Genomic DNA, 22,668 nt, shown 5'->3' on the forward strand with positions numbered 1-22,668 from the left:
AGATCTTACATGCGACCTAGTCCAGGATCCGCCCGTCGCGGCATCGGCGCCGCTTCCGGCGCGCGCCTGCGGGAGGGGGCGCGCGCCGTTCTCTGCTGCTGGCTCGCGCTAGCCGCCGCGCTGGCCGGCGCCGTCAATGATAACCGCCGCCCGAGCCAGTACCTGCTGGATCACTTCGGCCGGGACGAGGGCTTGCCGTCGGAAACCGTCTGGATGGCTCGCCAGGGGCCGGCGGGGTATCTCTGGCTCGCCACCCGCGGCGGCCTCGTGCGCTTCGACGGCCTCAATTTCACCGTCTTCAATGCGGAGACCGACCCGGCTTTCCAGAGCAGTGACGTGCGCGTCATCGAGTGGACAGAGGACGGGCAGCTCTGGATCGGCACCTACGGCGGCGGCGTCCTGCGCATGACCGGCGGCCGTTTCACCGCGCTCACCGCGGCGGAGGGCCTGGCCAACAACACCGTCTACGACATCCACGTCAGCACTGAGGGCGACGCCTGGTTTGCCACCGGCGGGGGCGTCAGCCGCTACCGGGACGGCGAATTCCGCAGCTGGACCGAGAGCGACGGACTGGCCGGCAACCGGACCTTCCGTATCACCGAGGGCGGGCAGGGGACAGTATGGGTCGGCAGCCTCACGGACGGCCTGAGCTTTTTCGATGGCGACCGGTTCAGGGCCCTGGGTATGGCGGACGGCCTCGACTCCACGCAGGTCCACCTGCTGACCCGCGATCGACGGCTGGGCCTGGTCGCCGGGACCGCCAGCGGCGGCCTGTACCGGCTGGGTCCGGGCAGCACCCTGGCTGCTTTCGCCCTCGGTGATCCCCTTCCCGTGCAGGCACTGCTGCGGGACCGGCACGGAGGCCTCTGGCTGGGCACCTACGGCCGCGGCCTCTGGCGCCAGCACGCTGACGGCAGCCGCGAGCGCTTCCCCCTGGACAAGGCCGGCCACGTCTTCGATCTCACGGAAGACGGGGACGGCAACGTCTGGGTCGCCACCATGCAGGGCCTGTTTCGCATCCGGGGCAGCGCTTTCCTGCCCTTCGGCGACGCCGAGGGCGTGTCGGACAGTACCTTCGTGGTCACCGTCGACGACAGCGGTATTGCCTGGGTCGGTTCGGAAAACGGCGGTCTCTACCGTGTCGACACCGATGGTGCGACCAGTCGACCCTACCCGGAGCTGGCCGGCAGCAGCGTCTCCTCGCTGATGGTGCGAAAAAACGGCGAGCTCTGGGTCGGCACCTTCGGCAGCGGCCTGCTGCGCTTCGCCGACAGCCGCGGTGGCCCGCTCATCGGCACGGTCGAGAAGCTGGCGGGAGCACACATCCTGGCCATGCTTGAAGCCCGCGACGGCAGTATCTGGATCGCCAGCGATGGCGGGGTCGACCGCTGGGTCGCGGGCAAGGCGGCGCCGGCGCCGGTGCAGCAGGCCGTGGCGGATACGCTCGTACGGCACCTCGGCGAGGGCGCAGACGGAACGCTCTGGCTGGGTACGAACGACGGCCTGTTCGCCTGGAGCGGGGAGGCGGCACGCCTCTATACCCGGGCTGACGGTCTCGCCAGCAACGTGATCACGGACAGCTACGAGGACGAGCGCGGCGTGCTGTGGATCGGCAGCCGGGACGGCGGCCTCGCCCGGCTGGAGGGCGACCGGTTGTTCACCTTCGGCCGCGACCAGGGCCTGCCGCAATCCTCGGTGATGGCCATCCTCGACGACGGGCACGGCAGGCTGTGGCTGTCGGGCATCAGCGGGCTCGTCTGGGCGGATCGCGACAGCCTGGACGCCGTTGCCCGCGGAGAGCGGAAGAAAATAGTGGCGCGCCTGCTCAGCGAGCGCGACGGTCTGCGCTCCGCCCAGTTCCAGGGCGGGTACCAGCCCGCCGCAGCGGCCGGGCCGGACGGGCGGCTCTGGTTCCCCACCAACCGCGGCGTGGTGGCCTTCGACCCCACCGTGGCGACGGCCGCCGAACCGCCGCTGCACACCTACATCGAGGCGGTGCGCGTCAATGGCGAGAGCGTGCCCCTGGAACGCCTCCTGGCGCTGCCGGCGGAGCTGGGCAGCCTGGAAATCGACTACACGGCGCCGCAACTCAGCAACGCCGAGGGCGTCCGCTTCCGCTACCGGGTGGGCGACGACGGGCCCTGGCAGGCTGCCGGCAGCCGCCGCACCGCCTATTTCAGTGCCCTCCCGGCCGGTGAACAGCTGTTCAGGGTACAGGCCATGCTCGGCCCCGGTCCGTTCCCGGCACCGAACGGCGACAGCGCCAGCCTGCGCCTGGTGCGGGCACCGCACTGGTACGAAACCGCCCTCGCCCCGCTCGGCGGCGCATTGCTCCTCGCCGCGGTCCTCGTCCTCGCCTATCGACTGCTCGGAAGCCGGGCCCGGGCGCGGGAACTGCACCTCGAGCAGCTCGTGAACCGGCGCACGGAGGAACTGCGGGCGGCGCTCGCCAAGGTGGAGGAGATCTCGCGCATCGACAGCCTCACCGGTGTTGCCAACCGGCGCTACTTCGAAGAGCGGCTGGCGGCGGCCTGGAAGATGGCCGCGCGGGCGCAGCGGCCGGTAAGCGTGATCATGCTCGATATCGACCGCTTCAAGCAGTACAACGACAGTCTCGGTCACCAGGCCGGCGACGACTGCCTGCGTCAGATCGCCGATGCCCTCCGCGGGGACCTGCTGCGCGACAATGACCTGGTGGCGCGCTACGGCGGCGAGGAGTTCGTGATTCTGCTCTACGACGCCGACGGCGACGGTGCGACACGCGTGGCCCGGCGGCTCATGGAGCAGGTGGATGCCCTGAAGCTGCGCCACCCGGAGAGCGACATTGCCCCCTATGTGACCGTGAGCCTGGGCTGTGCCACCGCCTACACCGCCGAGCTCGACGATCCCTACGACCTGGTGAACCGGGCGGACCGGGCGCTCTACGACGCCAAGCGCGCGGGCCGCAACCAGCTGCGGGTGTTCGCAATGCCCCGCTGACCGGCCTCAGCGACGGGCAAGCGCCGTGCTGTCGACCGTGTAGCGGCGCAGCGTCTCCCGGGCGTCGGCGACCGCCCCGTCGAGCGTCCGTTCGCCGCTCGCCAGCGCATCGGCATGGCCGAGGAAGTCGGCGTACATCGCCTCCGGCTCGCCCTCGAGCGTCAGGCCGATCTCACCCTGCTCCTGTTCCAGGCGCGTCCACAGCTCGCGCACGGCGTCCCAGTAGGCGGCGGTATCGCGCCAGTAATCCTCGGCGATGGCGACGGCAAAGTCGCTGTGGTGCGCATAGCGATTGACACCCACCTCCCGTACCAGCGGCGCAGGGCCGGCCTCGCCGAGACGCAGCTTGGTGTTGTCCTGCTCGTGCACCCAGCCTTCCGGCGTGAGTGCGTGGCGGTTCACTGCGCGGATCGCATCGTAGTCGTCGCGCTTGGTCGCATCCCGGCGCGGCAGCGGGCGAAGCGCGGGCTCGGAGGTCCAGGCAGCCGTGCCCCGGTCATGCCGCCAGTCACCGAGGGCGGCGTAACGGGGACTGTCATCGACCTGGTAGACGAACTGCGCCCAGCGGCCGGCAGCCTCGGCAGGGTCCAGGTCGCGGCGGCGCCAGCGGTTGTCACCGAGGTAGTCGAAGACGTAGGCCGGCTCGTACACCCACTTCTGCCGCCAGTGCTTGACCGGCAGCTGCTTGCCATCGGCACCCACGACCAGGATGTGCTGCAGCTCGATCACGCGGGGCTCGTCGCGGATCACCCGCACCACCTCGAAGGCGCCGGAGTGGTAGGGCTCCGCGGGCTCGTAGGCGGTATCGAAGCTAACCGTCTCCTCGAAGTCGAAGGTCACGGCGTAATCGCCCGCCATCGCAAGGATCGCCTCCCGGTCCGCGGCCGGCGGGGGAGCGGTAGCTTCTGCGCTGCGCGGGCCCCCGCTGGCGCAACCGCCGAGGGTCACGAGCAGCACCGTTGCCAGCAGCCCCGCCGCCAGCACCAGGGGGCGCCGGGCCCCGGTCGTCGTTTCTATCATTGTCCATCTCCCTGTTGCAGCCACCGCGGCCCCGGCAGCATCCGTGAAAACCCTTGGCACTGAATACGAATTATTATTGTTCGTGTTTTTATTTTTTGCAACAACGCCCGGTAATCGTGCCCCGGCGGTGGTTGAGCGGGACAAAACACTGACAGGGGTCATGCGCTGGCGGGAAACACCGTGGGAAAATCCCGGCTCTGCCGTGTACAAGGAGGAGCCATGGACAGCTTTGCGAAGAAGTATCTCGTCGGCCTCGTCGCCGTGGTCATCATCGCCGCCGGCTACTGGTACCTGAACCGGGACACGCGGGTTGCCGACATCAATGCCATGCTCGCGGCCGATACGGAGCTCGCCGGGTACCCCTATCCCTTCCGGGTAAAGAGCCTCGCCAACGGCATCGCCATCATGGGCAGCCCGCGCTCAGCGGAGGTGCCGGTCATGCAGTTCCTGCGCACGGCGTTCCCGGCCCTGCGCAACACCCCGGTCGACGACCCGGCCATGATGGCGGCCCAGGACACGCTGGTGGAAAAGCAGTCGCGGGCCGCGAAGCTGGTCGAGGCCGAGGACGATGTCCGCGCGGTGCGCTGGGAGCTCGACGAGCGCTGGTACAACGAGCACGGGGTGTTTCTGAACCGCTGACGCCGCGGTAAAACCCATCGCAAAATCCCGGGGAGAGCGCGGGAACTTTCTCTCAGTCGCTCCCCGTTACACGCTTGGTGGCCGCACCTTCCGGCAGCCGCCCCTACCGCTTCAGCCCTGGACGTAGCTGCGGCGCGAGGGGTGGGGGCGGGCGTCTTCTCTCACAAAGCGTGTATCGGGGAGCGACTGAGAGAAGACGCCCGCCCTCGCCCCGTCACAACTGGCACCGCCGTATGAGCGAAAAAACCCCGCTCGCGCGGGGTAAAGGTCAGTTGCGTGTTTTCGTTCCGGTCAAGGGCCGTAGGGGTTCGGCCGCGGCGTGTCCGGCGCGGACGGGGGCAGTACCGGCAGCGCGAACTGCGGCAGCTCACCGGTCAGCGACTTCAGGAAAGCCACCAGCTGCGCCACCTCGCTGTCGCTGAACTCGCGGCCGAGCTGCAGCCGGCCCATGACACGCACCGCCTCGTCCAGGGTCTCGGCGCCCCCGTCGTGAAAGTAGGGATAGGTCAGCTCGACATTGCGCAGCGTCGGCACCTTGAAGACCATCCGGTCACTTTCCTTGCCGGTCAGCGCGTAGCGGCCCTGGGCGGGGTTGTCGGTCTCGTAGGGCCGGACCAGGCCCATCTTCTGGAACATGCCACCGCCGACCGCCGGGCCGTTATGGCAGGCCGTGCAGCCGCTGTCCTTGAACAGGGCGTAACCCGCCTTTTCATCATCACTGAGCGCGGCCTCGTCGCCCTGGAGCCAGCGGTCGAAGGGGGCGCCGGGGGTCACCAGGGTGCGTTCAAACTCGGCGATGGTCTCCGTGACCCGCTCCAGGGTCACAGCCTCGTCGCCATAGGCCGCCGCGAACGCCTCCAGGTAGCCGGGAATCGACGCGATGACCTCAAGGGCGAGGTCGTGGGGCATGGCCATTTCCTTCGGGTTGGCGATCGGTCCCGCAGCCTGCTCCTGGAGGTCGCCGGCGCGGCCATCCCAGAACTGCGCGACGTTGTAGCGCGCATTCAGCACCGTCGGCGAGTTGATCGGGCCCTGCTGCCAGCCGTGACCGATGGAAGACGGCAGGTTGTCCGAGCCGCCCATGGACAGGTTGTGGCAGGAATTGCAGGAAAGGAAGCCGGACTTCGACAGGCGCGGGTCAAAGAACAGCTGCTTGCCGATTGCCGCCTTGGCGCTGTTCACGCCGGTTGGCGGCTCGATCGGAGCGATGGGTTCGACAGCCTGCGCGAGGGGCGCGCTGAGGGCGACGGCTGCCGCCAGGGCTTTCAGGGTTGCCAGGGGTTGCATGAATCTCTCCCAATAACGGTAACGCGTTGCCGCACGCCTTCCGCGCCGGCCATGTTTCTCTGGACTGTTAGCGTTATTGAGGTCTCGCCGGAGCGTGCGCGCGGCACGACCCGGCAGCTTTCAGTTTAAGCATCCACCGCCCGGGTGCAGTGACCTGGATCAAGGCCGCGGCCGATCAGCGGCCCGCAAAGGCTTCCATGGCCCAAGCCACGCGCTCGGCGGGCTCCGGGAGGCGCCGGTCGCCGAGTGCCTCCACGCGGCGCAGCCGCGGCAGCAGGCCGCAGCCGTTGGCGATCTGGATGGCCAGGCCGGGCCGGGCGTTCAGCTCAAGGAGCAGCGGACCCCGCTGCCGGTCCAGGACCAGGTCTGCCCCGAGGTAGCCAAGCCCGGTCATGTCGTGGCAGCGTGCCGCGAGCAACAGCAGCTCACGCCAGCCCGGAACGCGGATGGCATCCAGGGGGCGGCCCGTGTCCGGGTGCAGGGTCAGCGGCTGGCCGAACTGCACCGCGCGCAGGCAGCGGCCACTGTCCAGGGCCAGGCCCACGCCCACCGCGCCCTGGTGCAGGTTGGCCTTGCCGTCCGAGTCGTGGGTCGAGAGGCGCAGCATGGCCATCACCGGAAAGCCGCGGAAGACGACGACCCGAATATCCGGCACGCCCTCGAAAGAATAGCCGCTGAAACAGTCGTCGGCGCTGATCAGGTCCTCCAGCAGCACCGCGTCCGGATTGCCGCCGAGGGAATAGAGCCCGGCGAGCGTGTTGGACAGGTGCCGCTGCAGGTCGGCGAGGCCCACCCGGGCGCCGGAGGCCTTGACCCACCCGTCTTCATCCTGGCGCCGGATGACCCAGATGCCCTTGCCGCCCGAGCCCTTGGCGGGCTTCATCGCAAAGCCCTCGAGGGCCTCCAGCCGGCTGCCCACGCGCCCGACCTGGTGCTGGGCGCGCAGGACCAGGCGCAGGGAGGGCGTCGGCACGCCATGCTCCTCCGCGAGGAGCTTGGTGCGCAGCTTGTCGTCCACCAGCGGAAAGTGCGAACGCTCGTTGTAGCGCTGGACGAAGTCGAGGTTGCGCGCGTTCATGCCGAGCATACCGTAGCGCTCGAGACGCCGCGGTGAAACCCAGCGCCTCACCGCCACTCCTCCTCGATGGCGTGGAAGCGGCGCAGTTCCGACAGCTTGTAGCCGGTGTACTGCCCCATGGCCAGGATTGCGGCGAGCAGCACGAGATTCAGCTCCGGGAAGTTGAAGGTGAGGTGCTGCACCAGGGGCCAGCGCATGAGGGCATAGGCCGCGACGGCAACGACCAGGCTGCCGGCACCCTGTACCAGTACCTCGCGTCCCCCCTCCTCCTCCCGGAGAATACTCATACGTTCGATGGTCCAGGCGATGATGATCATCGGGAAGAAGGTGATGATCATGCCGGTGCTGTAGCCGAGCTGATAGCCGAGAATGCTCAGCGCCGAGATGATGAAGATCACCAGCACGATGAGCGTCGCGATCCGCGCGACCAGCAGGAGGTTCAGCCGCGACAGGTAGCCGCGCATCATGAGGCCCAGGGCGACGACGGAAATGAAGCTCGCCAGCCCCGGCAGCAGGGATGTCTGCAGGAACGCCAGGGCGATGAGGACGGGCATGAAGGTGCCCGCGGTACGGACGCCCACGAGGACCCGCATGAAGACCACCACCATCGCCCCCAGGGGCAGGAGCAGGAGCATCTTGAACATGCCCTGCTCCTCGATGGGCAGGCTGTGCAGCCCGACCTTGTAGAAGGCGCTGTCGCCGGCCGCCGCCCGCGCAAGCGTCTCCGCCGGCACGGACTGGCGCAGCATGGAGAAGTTCACCCGGGACTGGCGGGCGCCGCTCACGTCGATGAGGGAGCGGCCCCTGCGGTGCCAGAGGAGCAGGTCTTCCGGGACGCCGGCAGCCCCGGTCTGCGGGTCGATGAGCGTCCACTCGCCGGCCTGGAAAACCTCCACCATGGGCCTCAGGTCCTGGCGGCGGCGCGCGTCCTCCAGCTGCAGCGCGAGCACCTGCCGCGCCGGCACGCCGGCATCGTTGAGGAGCTTGTTCAGAAGCGCGGCGCGGGACTCGGCCTGGCCCAGGAGCAGCGCGGCATTCTGGTCGCCCTGGCGGGCCGCCATGAGCTTGACGAGTTCCCGGGCGAGACTCGACGGGTCGCTGCTCGTCTCCCCGGCCCGGGCCAGGAGTTCCGCCGCGGCGGTGCCCTGCACCTCGGTCCAGAACACGGAGTCCGGCCGCGGCCGTTCCGGTGGCGGCGCCGCGGGTGCCCGCGGGCGGGGCAGGAACTGGGCCGAATAGTAGAGCGATTGCGCGCCCTGCGCCTCCCGCCGCGTCCACTCCGCCCGCCGGTCGCCGCCGTCTTCCACGATGGCGAAGCCGTAGCCGGGGGAAGCGGCCTGCTCCTGGGTCACCGTGAACTGCGGCAGTTCCTCGGGCACGGACAGGCTCACGGTGACCGGGCCACCGAGGGCCACGAGATCCACCCGCGCCTCCACCTGCCAGACCGAGCGCTCCTGCCCCGGCAGGAAGGGCGTACCCGTTTCCAGGAAGCGCAGGATCGCGATGAGGATGCCCGAGGCGGCGAGGAGCGCCACCGTGCCAAAAAAGGTGACGCGCGGGCTCACGGAGCGGGCGGCTCGGCCGCGCGGTAGGGCGCGATATTGGACTGGCCCACGTCGACGACCATCAGGTCCTTGAGGATATTTCGGCCGACGAGCATCTGGAAATCCAGGTGGCTGCGGTCGCTGAGGGTGAATTCGGCCATCTGCCGCACCTCGCCGAGGACGATGCCGAGCTCGATGACCACGCGCCGCTCCGCCTCTTCGGAGGTGGACTGGAGGATGCGCACGACGCGGGCGACGGGGCGTTCCAGGGTAAGGGGCTCCCCGGTCCCGGGATGGACGATGTCAAAGCGGACCCACTCGTCGCCGTCACGCTCGAACTCGCGTATCGCGCGGGCATCCAGGGAGGCGGTCTCGGCCCCGGTATCGATGCGTGCCGGCAGCGCCAGCTGCAGATCCTCGATCCAGACTTCCTCGCGGCGGCCGACCACCTGCTTGTCCGCCAGGGCGTCGGCGGCTTCCGCGGGCTCGCAGCCGGACGCCGGGGCCGGCGGCGGCTTTTCTGTAGCGACGAGCTGCTCCAGGGCGTCAAGCTTCGGGGGCAAAGCGGAGAGCGCAGCCTGCGCCGCTGCCACGTTTCCGGCCAGGTTCCGGCGCTCTTCCCGCGCGGCCTCGAGATCCGCCGCAAGCCCGGCCAGTTCCTCCGCCACGCGATCGATGCGCTCATGCACGCTTTGGCCGTCGGGCTCCACCGAGGGCAGCCCCGCGCAGGCGGAGAGCAGCATCGGCAGAAACAATGCCGACGGAATTCCCCGCCACCGCGCCGGGGGCGCACCGGGCCGATCCATGGTTGCTGTCATCCCTTGTTCACAAGGCCGCGAAGGAACCGGGCGCCCAGGCACCGGCTGCCGGCCCGAGACGTGCCCGGCCGGCGACCTTTCAGCCGATAGTCGTATGCAGGCAGTTCATGCACCGCAACATACCCTGTTTCCGGTGTTTCGTCACCGGGAGGAAAGCCCCGAGGAAAGCGCGCAGGAAAACCCGGGCGGAGGGGGCCGCACCCCGGTCTCCCGGGCAGCCCCCCCGCCGGGGACGGCGGAACGGGTCCTTGAGACCTGCCCCCGTCGGGGCAGCGCGCCTGCTGCGGGGCGGCGATGGGTAGTTTACACTCAACACCGGGTGTCGCGTGGCCACTTCCCCGCAGGAAGGGGCCCGAAGCAGCGCTCACCCCGCCACAGCAACCCACAGCAACTCGCAGGCAGACCGGGAGCGGCCGATGGACGGAGACGCCACCTACGAGATCAGGGACGGCGAAGCCTACCGGGCAGCGATGAATGCGCTCAACAGGCGTTCGCAGCCCCCGGCGGTCCTGCGTGCGATCATGAACGCCTTTGAAGCCTACCGGGCGGCACGCAAGATCGGCTGGTCCCGGCCCTGGAACAAGTACGGCGTGCGCAACTTCCAGAGCTACCGGCTCGACTTCACGCGGGACGGGGAACTGGTGGCGGATGCCCGGGCCGTGCTGGCCTCGCCTGCCTTCACCCAGGAGGGCGAGGCGCGGGACTTCATCGACGAGCTCCTCGACGATGGACCGGCGGCGCGGGAGAAGCTGATGGGCTTCCTCTTCTTTCACGAAGCGGATTCCCGGGAAGGCCTGCGCGAGGGCGTGATGCTGAGCCTCGGCCGTGTCAACGAAAAGCGCCGCCACCGGGACCGCCTCGACCTCGTGTTCGAGGCCGACGTCGACGGCGACGCGGTCACCCCGCTGCGGCGCGTCACGGTCTACGTCGACCCCTACCGGGGCAAGGGCCCGCCCCTCCTGGAAGCCACGGTCCCGGCCGGCGAGGTTGCGGCCGCGCCGGACGTCTTCGACAGGCTCAAGGCCTGTTACCGCGACTGGGGCCGCGATGACCCCCGGCTCTGGGACCATTGGACGTCGCAATACATCGACTATTTCGCACCGCGCGTGCGGCCCGCCCGGCAGAGTCACTTTCCCGAGACGCCGTTCGAGGCCGCCTGGCGCGAAACCCGCGCCAGGCACTGAGGGCAATCGATGGCTGCTTCGAACTTCCTCGACCGGGGCGTGCGGGCAGCGAGGATCGGCCTCGCTGCCCGCAAGCTGAAGAACGCCGACGACCCCGACACCCGCGACAAGGCACGACGGGCGCTGGCGGCCATGTTCGCGGACTCCCGCGGTGTCACCATGAAGTTCGGCCAGCTCATGGCGGCCGGAGAGCACGGCGACGCGTTCAGCGACCTGGTGCACTCCATCGAGCCGCTGCCCCTGGCGGACATGCTGCCGGTGATCGAGGCGGAGTTCGGCAGGCCGGCGGAACAGGTTTTTGCGGACCTGCGCGAATCCGAGCACGCGGCCTCCCTGGGCCAGGTGCACCGGGGGACCCTGCCGGACGGCACCGATGTCGCGGTCAAGATCCAGTACCCCTTCATCGCCGATGCCATCGATGGGGAAATGCGGCTGTTCGGCCTGATGCCCGGCGTCGGGCCGGTGCGCAAATGGGGTTTCGATCTCGACGGCTACAAGCGCGCCCTGAAAGACAACATGGTCCGCGAGCTCGACTACCGCAACGAGGCCGGGCGGCAGCGGCGCTTCCGCGAGGCCGTCCGCATCCCCGGCCTCGTGGTGCCGGAAGTCTTTCCCGAATTCACCACGGCGCGGGTCCTGACCCAGGCCTGGGAGTCGGGGGTTCCGCTGGCGCGGGCGGCGACCTGGCCGGTGGACGCGCGCGCCGCCATCGGGCGCACCCTCCTCGGCACCCTGCTCAAGAGCATGATCGAGGTCGGCGAGGTCCACGGCGACCCGCACGCCGGCAACTATGCCTTCCGCAAGCGCGCCGACGGCTCACCGGAGGTGGTGCTGATGGACTTCGGCTGCACGGTGCCGGTGGCCCGGTCCGAGCGCATGGCGCTCCTGCGCACGATCATCGCGGTGCGCGAGGGCGAGGACCTGAACGCCCTCGACGCCTTTGGCGCCATGGGCTTCGACGCCGAGAAGCTGGCGCTCATCTCCGGCGGCCTGGGCACGCTGGCGCATATCCTTTTCGCGCCGTTCAAGGAAGAACAGAATTTCTTCATTCAGCACTGGGACCTGAAAGCCCGCTTCGAAAGCCTGCTGGGCGAGAACAGGTGGTGGTTCCGTGCCTCCGGGCCACCCTCCCATATCCTGCTGCTCCGCGGCTTCTTCGGTCTCGCGCAGCAGCTCAACGAACTGCGGGCGGGGATGAAGTGGTGGCAGGTCCTGCACGAGGTGCTGGCGGCGGAGGTGATCGCGGAGGCGCGCGCCATGGCCGTTCCCCCGGTGGCGCCGGACATCGCCGCGCGGGCGCGGCAGGTGCTTTCCTCGGTCCGGCTCGCGGATTACCTCCGCGTCAACGTGTCGGAGGGCCAGGACAGCATCGTCGACCTGTCCATGCCGGCCGAGGCCGTGCTCCGGCTGGAGGAGCTCATCCCGGAGGACACGCTGGCGTACCTGCGGGAGTCAGACGACTGGGACCTGCCCGCGATCATGGACGACATCCGGGCGCACGGCGTCTCCCCACGCGAGATCATGTGCTTCGAGAAAGGGCCGAAGCGCTACCGGATCTGGCTGCAGTAGCGCCTGCTGACCGCCGGCGGCCCCGGGGTTGCGACGAGCCGGGTTATTGAGATGATGGGCGCGCTGCCTCGGGGTACACTTCCCAGTGCCGTGCACCGATTCAGGCTGGCCGCCGTTCCGGAAACGAGTTCCACACCATGTCTCCCAAAGGAAACCCGCTGCAGGCCCTGCAACGCCGCTTCGCCGAAGAGCTTCCGGACCGGCTCGCGGAACTGCGCGTCCTGCACCGGGAGCTCGCCCCCCCGGCGTGGCAGCCTGCCGCGGCCCGCACCCTGCACCACAGGCTTCACAGCCTGACCGGGAGCGCCGGAACCTTCGGGCTGCCTTCGCTGTCGAGCGCGGCACGGCAGGTCGAACAGGGGCTCAAGGCAATGCTGGAAGCCGGCACGCAGCCGGACGACGCGACCTGGGCCGCCCTCGGCGAGGCACTGGCGCGCCTCGAGCGGCTGGCAGCCGACACGCTGCAGGAAAGAGCCCCCACCCTGCCGCCACCCGCGGCCCGGCAACACAGCGAGCGCCGGCCACTGATCTCGCTGCTGGAAACGGACCGGGAAGAGGCGAGGCAGCTCGCGACCGCCCTGCGTGGGGTCGGCTACCGGGTGCGCCTGTTCAACGACCCCGGCGCACTGAGCACAGCACTCGCCGGGAAGGAACGCCCCGACGCAGTCGTCGTCACGATGGATGCGCCCGGGAGCGACACCGCCGGGGTCGAACTCCTCGGGGCGCTGAAGACCACCCGGGAAGACTGCCCGCCACTGGTCGTCACCTCGACCAGCGACGACCTGGAACTCCGCCTCGCGGCCTGCCGGGCCGGCGCCTGCCGCTACCTGCGCAAGCCGTTCATGCCCGCGGTGTTGATCGACCTGCTGGACGCGTTCACCGAGCGCGTCCCGGCGGAGCCCTACCGGGTGCTCCTGGTCGATGATGACCCCCTGCTGCTGGAGGCCGGGGCCGCGGCCTTGCGCGCGGCCGGCATGACCGTCCGGGCCGTGGAGGAGCCGCGCGACACCTTGAGGGCCCTGGAGGACTTCCGCCCCGATGCCCTGGTGCTGGACATCTACATGCCGGATATCAGCGGCCTGGAGCTGGCCGCCCTGGTGCGCGACAGCGACGACTTCCCGGATCTGCCGATCCTGTTCCTGTCCGCGGAAACCGATAGCGACCAGCAGCTGCTGGCGCTGAACCTGGGCGGCGACGACTTTCTCACCAAGCCGGTGTCCTCCGAACACCTCGTCTCTGCGGTCACGGCCCGGGCGCGGCGCGCGCGGCAGAGCGCCGCGGTACAGCGGCGCCTGGAGCTGACGCTCTACGAGCGCGAGCGCGAACACCTGGCACTGAACCGGCACGCGCTGGTCAGCGCCACCGACGCCGCGGGCCGCATCACCTACGCCAACGAGATGTTCTGCCGGGTCAGCGGCTACCGCCTCGACGAGTTGCTCGGCCAGAACCACCGCATCGTCAAGTCCGGCGAACACCCGCCGGCGTTCTACCGGGACCTCTGGCGCACCATCGCCGGAGGGAAGGTCTGGCAGGGCGTCCTCTGCAACCGGCGCAAGAGCGGCGAGCCCTACTGGGTCGAATCCACGATCACGCCCTTCCTCGACGAGGATGGCAGGCCCTACCAGTATGTCTCGATCCGCACGGACATCACTGAGCGCCGCCTCGCCGAGCTCGCCCTGGGCGAGCGGGAGCGGCAGCTGGTGGAGGCCCAGCGGCTGGCATCCATCGGCAGCTGGACCGCCGACTTCGCAAGCCGCGAACTGGCCTGGTCCGACGAGGTCTACCGGATCTTCGGCCACGAGCCCGGCGGCTTCACGCCGACCTTCGAGGTCTTCGAGGCGGCGGTGCACCCGGACGACCGGGCCCAGGTCCGGGAGAACGAGCGCCTGGCGGCAGCGTCGGGGTACCGGGACCAGATCTATCGCATCACCCGGCCCGACGGCTCGATCCGCCACCTGCACGAACGGGCGCGGATGGATCGTGACGCGGAGGGCAGACCGCTGCGGCTGACGGGCACCGTGCAGGACGTCAGCGAGCGCGTGGAGTTCGAGCAGACCCTGGTCGCCGCCCTGCGGGCGGCCGACGAGGCCAACCAGGCCAAGTCCGCCTTCCTCTCCAGCATGAGCCACGAACTGCGTACGCCCATGAACGCGATCCTCGGCTTCGGCCAGCTGCTGGCCTACGACGAGAAGCTCGACGGGGAGCAGCGGGAGAGCGTGGATGAAATGCTCAAGGCCGGCCACCACCTGCTCGAGCTGATCAACGAGGTCCTGGACCTGGCCAAGGTCGAATCGGGCAGGATGGAGCTCTCGATCGAGGCCGTGGACCTCGGCCCCGTCGTCGATGAATGCCTCGCCCTGGTCGGGCCGCAGGCAGCGCTGCGCGGCATCACCGTCGCCCGGGAGGGGACGGAGGGCGCCGTGGTTCAGGCCGACCGGATGCGGCTGAAGCAGGCGTTGCTCAACCTGCTCTCCAACGCCGTCAAGTACAACCGCGAAGACGGAACGGTACGGCTGGCGGCGGACGCCGATGGCGAGGGCCGGTTGCGCATCCGGGTGACCGACAGCGGCCGGGGCATCCCGGCGGAGAAGCTGCCCGAGCTGTTCCAGCCCTTCAACCGCCTTGGTGCCGAGAGCACGGGCATCGAGGGTACCGGCGTCGGCCTCAGCATCACCCGTCACCTGGTCGAGATCATGGGGGGAACCGTGGATGTCGAGAGCGAAGCGGGCGTGGGCAGCAGCTTTTGGATCGACCTGCCCGCCGGGGCACCGCCCCCGGCGACCGTCCAGGCCGACACCGCAACGGCCGAGGTGGCCGCTACGAGCGCTGAGGCAGACGCTGACAGCAGCCCGACGCTGCTCTATATCGAGGACAATCCCGCCAACCTCAGGATGGTGGCGCAGCTCCTCGAGCAGCGGCCGCCGCTCCGGCTGCTCACCGCCTCGACCCCCGCCCGCGGCATCGAGCTGGCGCTGGGCCAGCAGCCGGACCTGATCCTGCTGGACATCAACCTGCCCACCATGGACGGGTACCAGGTCCTGGAGGTCTTCAAGGCCTCGGACAGCCTGCGCAATGTCCCGGTGGTCGCGCTGACCGCCAACGCAATCCCCCGTGATATCGAGCGCGGCATGGCCTCGGGCTTCAGCGACTACCTGACCAAGCCCCTCGACGTCCCGCGTTTCGTCGAGACAGTGAACCGCTACCTGGGCGAGTCGGCGCCGTGATCCCCGAGCGGGCGGATGTTTTCCCGGCGCTGGTCCTCCAGCTGCACAGCCTGGCCTTTTTCCTGCTCGCCCTGACGGCTCTGCTGACCCTGCGCCGCGGTGAAGCCACCGGGCTCGGCCGGCACGTCGGGTGGCTGGCCCTCTTCGCCGGCCTGCACGGCTTGCGGGAGTTCTTCCCGCGGGGTGTCTCCGGCGATGCCGAACCCTGGCAGGCACCGCTGGACATCGCGCTGCTCTTCGCTTCCTTCCTCGCGCTGCTGGAGTTCGGACGGCGCCTGTGGAACGACGGCCCCGGCCGCGGCCGCCTGACGGCGCCGCCCGTCTACGGGGCCGTGGGCCTCGGCACCGCGGCCCTGGCCATCACCCTGCCGGACAGCGGCCCGGCGATCGCCGCCCATTGCCTGCTGGGGGCGCCGGCCGCGGCGCTCGCGGCCGGCGGCCTGTTCTGCCAGGCCAGGACCACGATGCGGGTCGAGGACACGGTTGCCATCATCCGCTGGCTGTACCTGGCGACCCTTGCCATGCTCAGCTACGCGGTGCTGACACTGTTCGAGGCCCCCGGCGTCCAGCAGCTGTTCCCGGGGCTGCCGGGGGGGACGGCGGCGCCCACCTGGTCCGGCCTGCCGGGCACCATGCACACGCTGTCGGCGCTGCTCCTCGCCGCCGGGCTCATCGGCTTCCACCGGCGTACGACCACGCTGACCGCCACCACCCTGCGCCGGGTCACGGACCGCCTCAACGGCTATGTCTACCGCTGCCGGAACGACCGCAACTGGACCGTGACCTTCATGTCCGGCGGCGGCGAGATACTGACCGGACACTCCCCGGAGGCCTTCATGGCCGGACGGATCAGCTTCGCCGACCTCATTCATCCCGACGACCGGGAGCGGGCCTGGGACACGGTCCAGGCGGCAGTCGCGGAACGCCGGGACTTCCAGCTGCACTATCGGCTGATCGACCGCGCGGGTACGGTCCGCTGGTGCTACGAGGAGGGCCGCGGGGTCTTCGACAGCCGCGGCGAACTGCAGTACCTCGAAGGCCTGGTGCGCAATGACGAGGCGCGCCAGGCGGCGCAGGAAGCGCTGGAGCGGGAACGGGATTTCAACAAGCGCCTGATCGACACCGCGCCGGTGATTATCCTGCTCCTGGACCCGCAGGGCCGGATCGACTACGTCAATCGCTGGTTCGAGCGGTTGTCGGGCTATCGGCTCGACGAGCTCCGCGGCCGGGAATGGTTCACCAGCTGCGTGCCCCCCCGAAAGGAGGCGCATGTGCGCGGGCTCTTTGCCGGTGCCATCCGGGACGAGGCGGTGAGCAGTAACATCGAGCCCATTGCCACGCGCGACGGATCGGAGCGGATCATCGAGTGGTACGCCGATGCCCTGCGCGACGGGGACGGCCGGGTGAGCGGCCTGCTGGCCATCGGCATGGACGTCACCGAGCGCGAGTCGCTCGAGGACCGGCTGCGCCGGCTCAACGAAGACCTCGAACAGCGCGTGGCGCAGCGCACCGCCGAGCTCGAGCGGGAGCTGCACCGCAACGAGGCCATCCTCGGCACCGCGATCGAGGGGTTCTTCGCCGTCGATGGCAGCGGGCGTATCCGGCGGGCCAACCCGGCCTTCTGCGCGATGCTCGGTTACGGGGAGGCCGAACTGCTGGCGCTGAGCCTCCCCGATATCGAGGCGGCGGAAACCCCCGAGGAAACCGCGGCGCACATCCAGCGGGTGCTGGCCCGGGGCCACGACCGCTTCGACACGGTCCACCGCCGCAAGGACGGCAGCACCCTAGAGGTGGAGATCAGCGTCAGCCGGGTGCAGCTGGATGAAGAGCCCATGTTTTTCGCCTTCGCGCGCGATATCAGCCTGCGCAAGGCCGCCGTGGCGGCCCTGAGCCGGGCCCGGGACGAGGCGGTGCGCACCACCGCCGCGAAGAACGACTTCCTGTCGCGCATGAGCCACGAGCTGCGCACCCCCCTGAACGCCATCCTGGGCTTCACGCAGCTGCTGGAAATGGCGGACGACGATCCCCTGAGCACGGGGCAGGGGGAGCAGGTGCGCGAGATCCACCTGGCAGGCGAGCACCTGCTGACGCTGGTCAACGAGACCCTCGACCTCGCACGCATCGAGAGCGGACACCTGGAATTCAAGCGCGAGCCGGTCGCCCTCGGAGCGGCGATCGAGCACTGCCTGGTACAGCTGGAGACCACGGCGCGCCAGCGCGGCATTGCGCCGTCCTTCGCCGGCGGCGGCGACTTCGTGGTCGCCGCGGACCCGGTGCGGGTGAAGCAGGTACTGCTCAACCTGCTCTCCAATGCGATCAAGTACAACAGCGAGGGCGGCACCCTGGCCGTGGCCTGCGCGGCGGCCGCCGAAGGGCGGGTCCGGGTCAGTGTGCGCGACACGGGGCGCGGCCTCAGCGACGCGGAACAGGCCCGGCTCTTCCGGCCCTTCGAACGCCTCGAGTCGGCCTACGAGGCCATCGAGGGTACCGGCATCGGGCTGGCCCTGGCGAAACAGCTGGTCGAGGGCATGGGCGGTCGCATCGGTGTGGACAGCACTCCCGGCGAGGGCAGCACCTTCTGGTTCGAGCTGCCACGCTCCGACGGTGAAGGGGAATCCGCCTGATGCAGGCTCCACCGCTACCCGCGGACGAACGGCAGCGCCTGCGCGCCCTTGCCGACCTGAAGCTGCTCGACACCCTGCCGGAGGAGCGCTTCGACCGGCTGACCCGCCTGGCCCGGCGGCTTTTCGACGTACCCATTGCCCTGGTCTCGCTGGTCGACGAGCAGCGCCAGTGGTTCAAATCCCGCCAGGGACTGGACGCCTGCGAGACGGCGCGTGACATCTCCTTCTGCGGCTACGCCATCCTCGACGAGGCGGTGTTCCTGGTCGGCGACGCGAGCGAGGACCCCCGCTTCGCCGACAATCCCCTGGTGACCGGTGCACCCCATATCCGCTTCTATGCCGGCGCGCCCCTGCATACGCCGCAGGGCTACCGGGTCGGCACGCTGTGCCTGATCGACCGCCGGCCGCGCGCCCTCGATAGCGGCGAGCGCGCGGCCCTGCGCGACCTCGCCGACTGCGTCGAGGACGAAATCAACCTGCTCGTGGAAAAGCAGCTCCGGGCCCGGCTGGCCAGTAGCGAAGAGCGGCTGCGCGCGCTGTTCGACCTGTCGCCGATCGGCATCGCCCTGAACGACTACGACAGCGGCGCCTTCCTCGAGGTGAACGACGCCCTGCTCCAGCCCAGCGGCTACACGCGCGAGGAGTTCATCGGGCTGAGCTACTGGGACCTGACACCGGCCGAATACGGACCGCAGGAGGCGCAGCAGCGGGAAAGCCTGGCGCGCACCGGCCGCTACGGCCCCTTCGAGAAGGAGTATCTGCGCAAGGACGGCAGCCGCTACCCGGTGCGGCTGAACGGCATGATGCTGCGCGACGACGGCGGCCGGAAGCTCATCTGGTCCATGGTCGAGGATATCTCCGAGCGCAGGCGCGCCGAGCGCATCAAGAGCGAGTTCGTCGCCACAGTCAGCCACGAGCTGCGCACGCCGCTGACCTCGATCACCGGCGCCCTCGGGCTGCTCGCCGGCAGAAGCCAGGGCGAACTGCCGGAACCGATGCGACAGCTGGTCGACACCGCCTACCGCAATGGCCAGCGGCTTTCCCACCTGATCAACGACCTCCTCGATTTCGAGAAGATCAGCGCCGGGAAGCTGCGCTTCGAGGCGGAGCTGCGGCCCCTGGTGCCGCTCCTCGAACAGGCGCTGGAGAACCAGCGCAGCCACGCCGCCGAGCACGGCGTGGCATTGCGCCTTGAAGTCACGGCGGCCAGCCCCGAGGTACGGGTCGATGCCCGGCGGCTGGAGCAGGTCCTGGCCAACCTGCTGTCCAATGCGATCAAGTTCTCCCCCCGGGACGCGATGGTTCGCGTGGTGCTGCAGGCCTCCGGCAACCCGGTGCGCGTCGCGGTCATCGACCGGGGCCCCGGCATTCCGGCGGCCTTCCGCGGGCGGATCTTTGAGCGTTTCTCCCAGGCGGACAGTTCCGATACGCGCCAGCGGGGCGGCACCGGGCTGGGCCTCGCGATAACCCGCGAGTTGCTTGAGCACATGGGCGGCCGGGTCGGCGTCGACTCCGTGGAGGGCGAAGGCGCCACGTTCTGGTTCGAGCTGCCCGCGGGCGAGCCGGCGCTGCGCGCAAACACGGCGGCGCCGGGCACCGGCGGCGAGCACCGGTGATGCGCGCGCTGCGGCGGCTGCTCCTGGTGGAAGACGACCCCGACATCCGGGCCGTGGCCGGGCTCGCCCTGGAGACCGTCGGCGGCTTCGAGGTTCTACTCTGCGCCAGCGGCGCCGAAGCCCTGGCAGCGGCGGAGGCCTTCGCCCCGGACCTTGTTCTGCTCGACGTGATGATGCCCGCCATGGACGGGCCGGCCACCCTGGCGGCCCTGCGTGAACTGCCGGCGCTGGCGGACACGCCCGCTGCCTTCCTCACCGCCAAGGTACAGCCCGGGGAGGTCGCTCGACTCAAGGGCCTGGGCGCCCGGGGCGTGATCGCCAAGCCCTTCGACCCGATGACCCTGGCCGAGCAGGTCCGGGCCCTCTGGGCGACCTAGCTGTCCGGCGGGCTGTCTCCGCCTTCTGCGGCCACTTCCTCCGCCCTGCGCATCGCCTGGCGCTGGACCACGTAGCGGATGATCTGCTCCTGGGAGAACTCGTCGTCGTCGAAGGCCACGCGGATGCGATAGGGCATAGCCGGGTTGTCGCTCGCCTCGCTCTCCTGCACCGTGCCATCCAGTTCCACGGCCACCTGCGAGGGCTGAAGCAGGAGCCCGAGGCGCCGCCGCGCACCGACCGGCAGCGGCTCGCAGCTATCGAAGGCGATGCCGCTGCCGCTGACGTTCACGGCGGTGGGAACGTGGCGGCGCTCGCCGTCGCCGGCCCGCCCCGGCAGCAGCGCCGCGAGCAGGTCCAGCTTGCGGTTGAGCAGCCCCAGCGCCTGGCCGGCCGCCGGATCCGCCTGGAAGACGTGGTTGATGGCATCGTTCAGCTCGCTGTCGAGTTGCGCGAGCGGGTCCTGCGGCCCGGCATCCGCGGCCCCGCCCCCGGGTTCCGGAACAGGCGTGTGCCAGAGCGGCAGGACGTCGTCGATGCGGTAGTACTCCCGGCGTTCGCGCTCGCTGCTCATGGTGCCTCCTCGCCTTCGACCAGTGGCTGGCGGACGACAATCTCCACGCGCCGGTTGCTGGCGCGCCCCTCGTCCGTGTCGTTATCCGCCAGCGGGTGGATCTCCCCGTAGCCCACGACCCGCATGCGCCGGTCCTCGAGACCGGGCTCGCGCAAAAGCTCGTGGGTCACCGACACGGCGCGGCCGGCGGACAGGGCCCAGTTCGAGGGAAACGTGCTGGAGCTGATGGGCACGTTGTCCGTGTGGCCCTCGATGGCGATCTCGCCGGGAATGTCCGCCAGCGCCGTGCGCAGCTTGCCCATGACCGGCAGGAAACCCTCCGTCAGCGTGGCGGACCCCGAGGGAAAGGAGGCGTTCTCGCGGATGCGGATGGTAATGAAGCGGCCGTTCGTCTCGATCTCGATCTGGCCCTCGCGGATCTCTTCCTCGAACAGCTCGCGGAGCCGCTCGGCGTCGGCGGCGGTCTCGCGCTCCAGCGCGGCGAGCTGTTTCTCCAGCAGCTCCCGGGCCTTTTCGGCCTCCTCCGCGGTCAGGGGGGGCGCGTCGGGATTGCCCACCTGCAGATCGGGACGGCTGGTGTCCGCCGTCTGCTGCTGGAGCTGGCGGATCGGTGTCGGGCGCGCCTGGCCCGGGCTGAACTCGCGGGCAATGATGCTCGTGCCCTTGGGGATATCCTCGACCTGCATCTCCTGCTGCACGCCGAAAGCCATTTTCATGGAGCCGGCGATGGTCTTGTAGCGCTCGAGATCCATCTTGGAGAAAGACAACAGCAGCACGAAGAAAGCCAGCAGCAGGGACATCAGGTCGGCGAAGGTCGCCATCCACTGGGGCGCCCCCCGGTTCTCTTCCTCCTCCGAGCCGAAATCGATCATGCGGCGCTCTTCTCATCCCCCTCGCGCTTGGCGGGGGCGAGGTAGGTCTTGAGCATGGACTCGATCACCCGCGGGTTCTGCCCGTCCTGGATCGCCAGCAGGCCGTCGATGCAGATCGCCTTGATCCGCCCCTCCTCCACCTTGCGCAGGTTGAGCTTGTCGGCGATGGGAAAGGCCACCATGTTGGCGAGAATGGCGCCGTAGAGCGTCGTCAGCAGGGCGATGGCCATGGCCGGGCCGATGGTTTTCGGATCGTTCATGGTCGACAGCATCTGCACGAGGCCGATGAGCGTGCCGATCATGCCCATGGCCGGCGCGACATCGCCGGTCGCCGTGAACACCTTGGCGCTCCACTGGTGGCGGTCGATGGTCTGCTGCAGGTCCTTGGTGAGGAGGGTGTTGACGACATCCGGGGCGTGGCCGTCGGACACCATCTGCACACCGTGCTGCAGGAACTCGTTCTCGATCTCGACGTTCTCGAGGGCGAGCAGGCCGTCCTTGCGGGCGATGGTCGCCAGCTCGATGATCTTCTGCACGATGTCCTCGGGATTCTCGAGTTTCTTGGAGAAGGCGCCGAGGGCGACCTTGAAGGCGCCGAGGAAGTGGCCGAGGTCGAACTTGATCATCACCACCAGCATGGTCCCGGCGAGCACGATCAGGACCGAGGGGACGTTGATGAAGATGACGGGCGAACCACCGGTGATGATCGCCGCCATCACCACGCCGAGGGCACCAACCATCCCCAGTAATGTCGCCAGGTCCATAGTGTCTGTTCCTTGTCGGTTTCCAGCGCCGCAGGCTGCGGGGAGTCCAGGCGCAGGGGAGTATATCGCAACCCCCGGACCCGGGCGTAACCCGGACAGCACACCGCCCGCGAACGCTCTTCCCGGTCATTGCCCCGGAGGTAGACGATCGTATTGGAGCCGGTGAGGGCCGTCCAGCGGTCCTGCCGGCGACGTCACCGGGCCCTGCCGAGCCGGCGGCGACGGCCGGGTCGCTCCCCCGGCCGCCCCGGCGGCACGGGTACCCATTTGCGTCACAACAAAAGCTTTATTTTTCCATCGACATCTGGTCACCTTTGGGAGGCGGCCCGCCCTCGCCGGCCGGCCGCTGCAGGTCAGGACGGCATGGGCGCCCCTGTCGGCGACAGCCCGGGGTGGACAAAGCCCGGGCGGGGCTCAAGTTATCGGCCGCGATGCCGCTAACCCCCATAGCCTCGCGGGTCACCACGCTGTGTGACAGACTGGAACCGAAAAAACCGGGAA

General features: G+C 69.5%; 16 protein-coding genes. 8 read left to right on the forward strand and 8 right to left on the reverse strand.

The window, feature by feature from the left end; genetic code table 11:
• Positions 1-9 precede the first annotated feature (9 nt).
• Positions 10-2,979, forward strand: coding sequence for a ligand-binding sensor domain-containing diguanylate cyclase (locus ACX93N_RS02900; protein WP_459426886.1), 2,970 nt, complete (start codon positions 10-12; stop codon positions 2,977-2,979).
• A gap of 6 nt (positions 2,980-2,985) precedes the next feature.
• Here the strand turns inward: ACX93N_RS02900 and ACX93N_RS02905 are convergent, their stop codons facing one another.
• Positions 2,986-3,999, reverse strand: coding sequence for a DUF6607 family protein (locus ACX93N_RS02905; protein WP_459426887.1), 1,014 nt, complete (start codon positions 3,997-3,999; stop codon positions 2,986-2,988).
• A 219-nt stretch (positions 4,000-4,218) separates the two neighbouring features.
• Between ACX93N_RS02905 and ACX93N_RS02910 the strand changes: the two genes are divergently transcribed.
• Complete coding sequence (locus ACX93N_RS02910; protein ID WP_459426888.1) at positions 4,219-4,638, forward strand: hypothetical protein; 420 nt, start codon at positions 4,219-4,221, stop codon at positions 4,636-4,638.
• 291 nt (positions 4,639-4,929) lie between these two features.
• Here the strand turns inward: ACX93N_RS02910 and ACX93N_RS02915 are convergent, their stop codons facing one another.
• The 4 genes from ACX93N_RS02915 to ACX93N_RS02930 all read right to left on the reverse strand — a co-directional run bounded on the left by ACX93N_RS02915 (position 4,930) and on the right by ACX93N_RS02930 (position 9,302).
• Entirely contained in the window at positions 4,930-5,925 is a 996-nt protein-coding gene (locus ACX93N_RS02915; protein WP_459426889.1) for a cytochrome-c peroxidase, read from the reverse strand.
• Between the two features lie 175 nt (positions 5,926-6,100).
• Positions 6,101-7,054, reverse strand: a complete 954-nt coding sequence (locus ACX93N_RS02920; protein WP_459426890.1) for an alpha-L-glutamate ligase-like protein — start codon at positions 7,052-7,054, stop codon at positions 6,101-6,103.
• Positions 7,051-8,568, reverse strand: a complete 1,518-nt coding sequence (locus ACX93N_RS02925) for an inactive transglutaminase family protein (protein WP_459426891.1) — start codon at positions 8,566-8,568, stop codon at positions 7,051-7,053. The genes ACX93N_RS02920 and ACX93N_RS02925 overlap by 4 nt, the downstream gene beginning before the upstream one ends.
• Entirely contained in the window at positions 8,565-9,302 is a 738-nt protein-coding gene (locus tag ACX93N_RS02930; RefSeq protein WP_459426892.1) for an ATP-dependent zinc protease family protein, read from the reverse strand. Before ACX93N_RS02930 ends, ACX93N_RS02925 begins: the two co-directional genes overlap by 4 nt.
• A 479-nt stretch (positions 9,303-9,781) precedes the next feature.
• Between ACX93N_RS02930 and ACX93N_RS02935 the strand changes: the two genes are divergently transcribed.
• The 6 genes from ACX93N_RS02935 to ACX93N_RS02960 all read left to right on the forward strand — a co-directional run bounded on the left by ACX93N_RS02935 (position 9,782) and on the right by ACX93N_RS02960 (position 19,959).
• Positions 9,782-10,549, forward strand: a complete 768-nt coding sequence (locus ACX93N_RS02935; protein ID WP_459426893.1) for a hypothetical protein — start codon at positions 9,782-9,784, stop codon at positions 10,547-10,549.
• A gap of 9 nt (positions 10,550-10,558) precedes the next feature.
• Positions 10,559-12,118: an AarF/UbiB family protein gene (locus ACX93N_RS02940; protein WP_459426894.1), complete on the forward strand. Its 1,560-nt coding sequence runs from the start codon at positions 10,559-10,561 to the stop codon at positions 12,116-12,118.
• Between the two features lie 137 nt (positions 12,119-12,255).
• Positions 12,256-15,342, forward strand: coding sequence for a response regulator (locus tag ACX93N_RS02945; protein WP_459426895.1), 3,087 nt, complete (start codon positions 12,256-12,258; stop codon positions 15,340-15,342).
• On the forward strand, positions 15,339-17,966 hold the full coding sequence (locus ACX93N_RS02950) for a sensor histidine kinase (protein ID WP_459426896.1): 2,628 nt from the start codon (positions 15,339-15,341) through the stop codon (positions 17,964-17,966). Before ACX93N_RS02945 ends, ACX93N_RS02950 begins: the two co-directional genes overlap by 4 nt.
• Entirely contained in the window at positions 17,966-19,582 is a 1,617-nt protein-coding gene (locus ACX93N_RS02955; protein ID WP_459426897.1) for a GAF domain-containing sensor histidine kinase, read from the forward strand. Before ACX93N_RS02950 ends, ACX93N_RS02955 begins: the two co-directional genes overlap by 1 nt.
• Positions 19,582-19,959, forward strand: coding sequence for a response regulator (locus ACX93N_RS02960; RefSeq protein ID WP_459426942.1), 378 nt, complete (start codon positions 19,582-19,584; stop codon positions 19,957-19,959). The genes ACX93N_RS02955 and ACX93N_RS02960 overlap by 1 nt, the downstream gene beginning before the upstream one ends.
• Here ACX93N_RS02960 and ACX93N_RS02965 read toward each other — a convergent pair.
• Genes ACX93N_RS02965 through pomA form a run of 3 tightly spaced genes read right to left on the reverse strand, consistent with a single transcriptional unit; the run spans position 19,956 to position 22,167 of the window.
• Positions 19,956-20,531 (reverse strand): PilZ domain-containing protein, encoded by a 576-nt coding sequence (locus ACX93N_RS02965; RefSeq protein ID WP_459426898.1) that lies wholly within the window; start codon positions 20,529-20,531, stop codon positions 19,956-19,958. The genes ACX93N_RS02960 and ACX93N_RS02965 overlap by 4 nt on opposite strands.
• Positions 20,528-21,403: a MotB family protein gene (locus ACX93N_RS02970; protein ID WP_459426899.1), complete on the reverse strand. Its 876-nt coding sequence runs from the start codon at positions 21,401-21,403 to the stop codon at positions 20,528-20,530. Before ACX93N_RS02970 ends, ACX93N_RS02965 begins: the two co-directional genes overlap by 4 nt.
• Positions 21,400-22,167, reverse strand: a complete 768-nt coding sequence (gene pomA, locus ACX93N_RS02975) for a flagellar motor protein PomA (RefSeq protein ID WP_459426900.1) — start codon at positions 22,165-22,167, stop codon at positions 21,400-21,402. Before pomA ends, ACX93N_RS02970 begins: the two co-directional genes overlap by 4 nt.
• Positions 22,168-22,668: the final 501 nt, after the last annotated feature.

The organism is Pseudohaliea sp. (assembly GCF_054552115.1).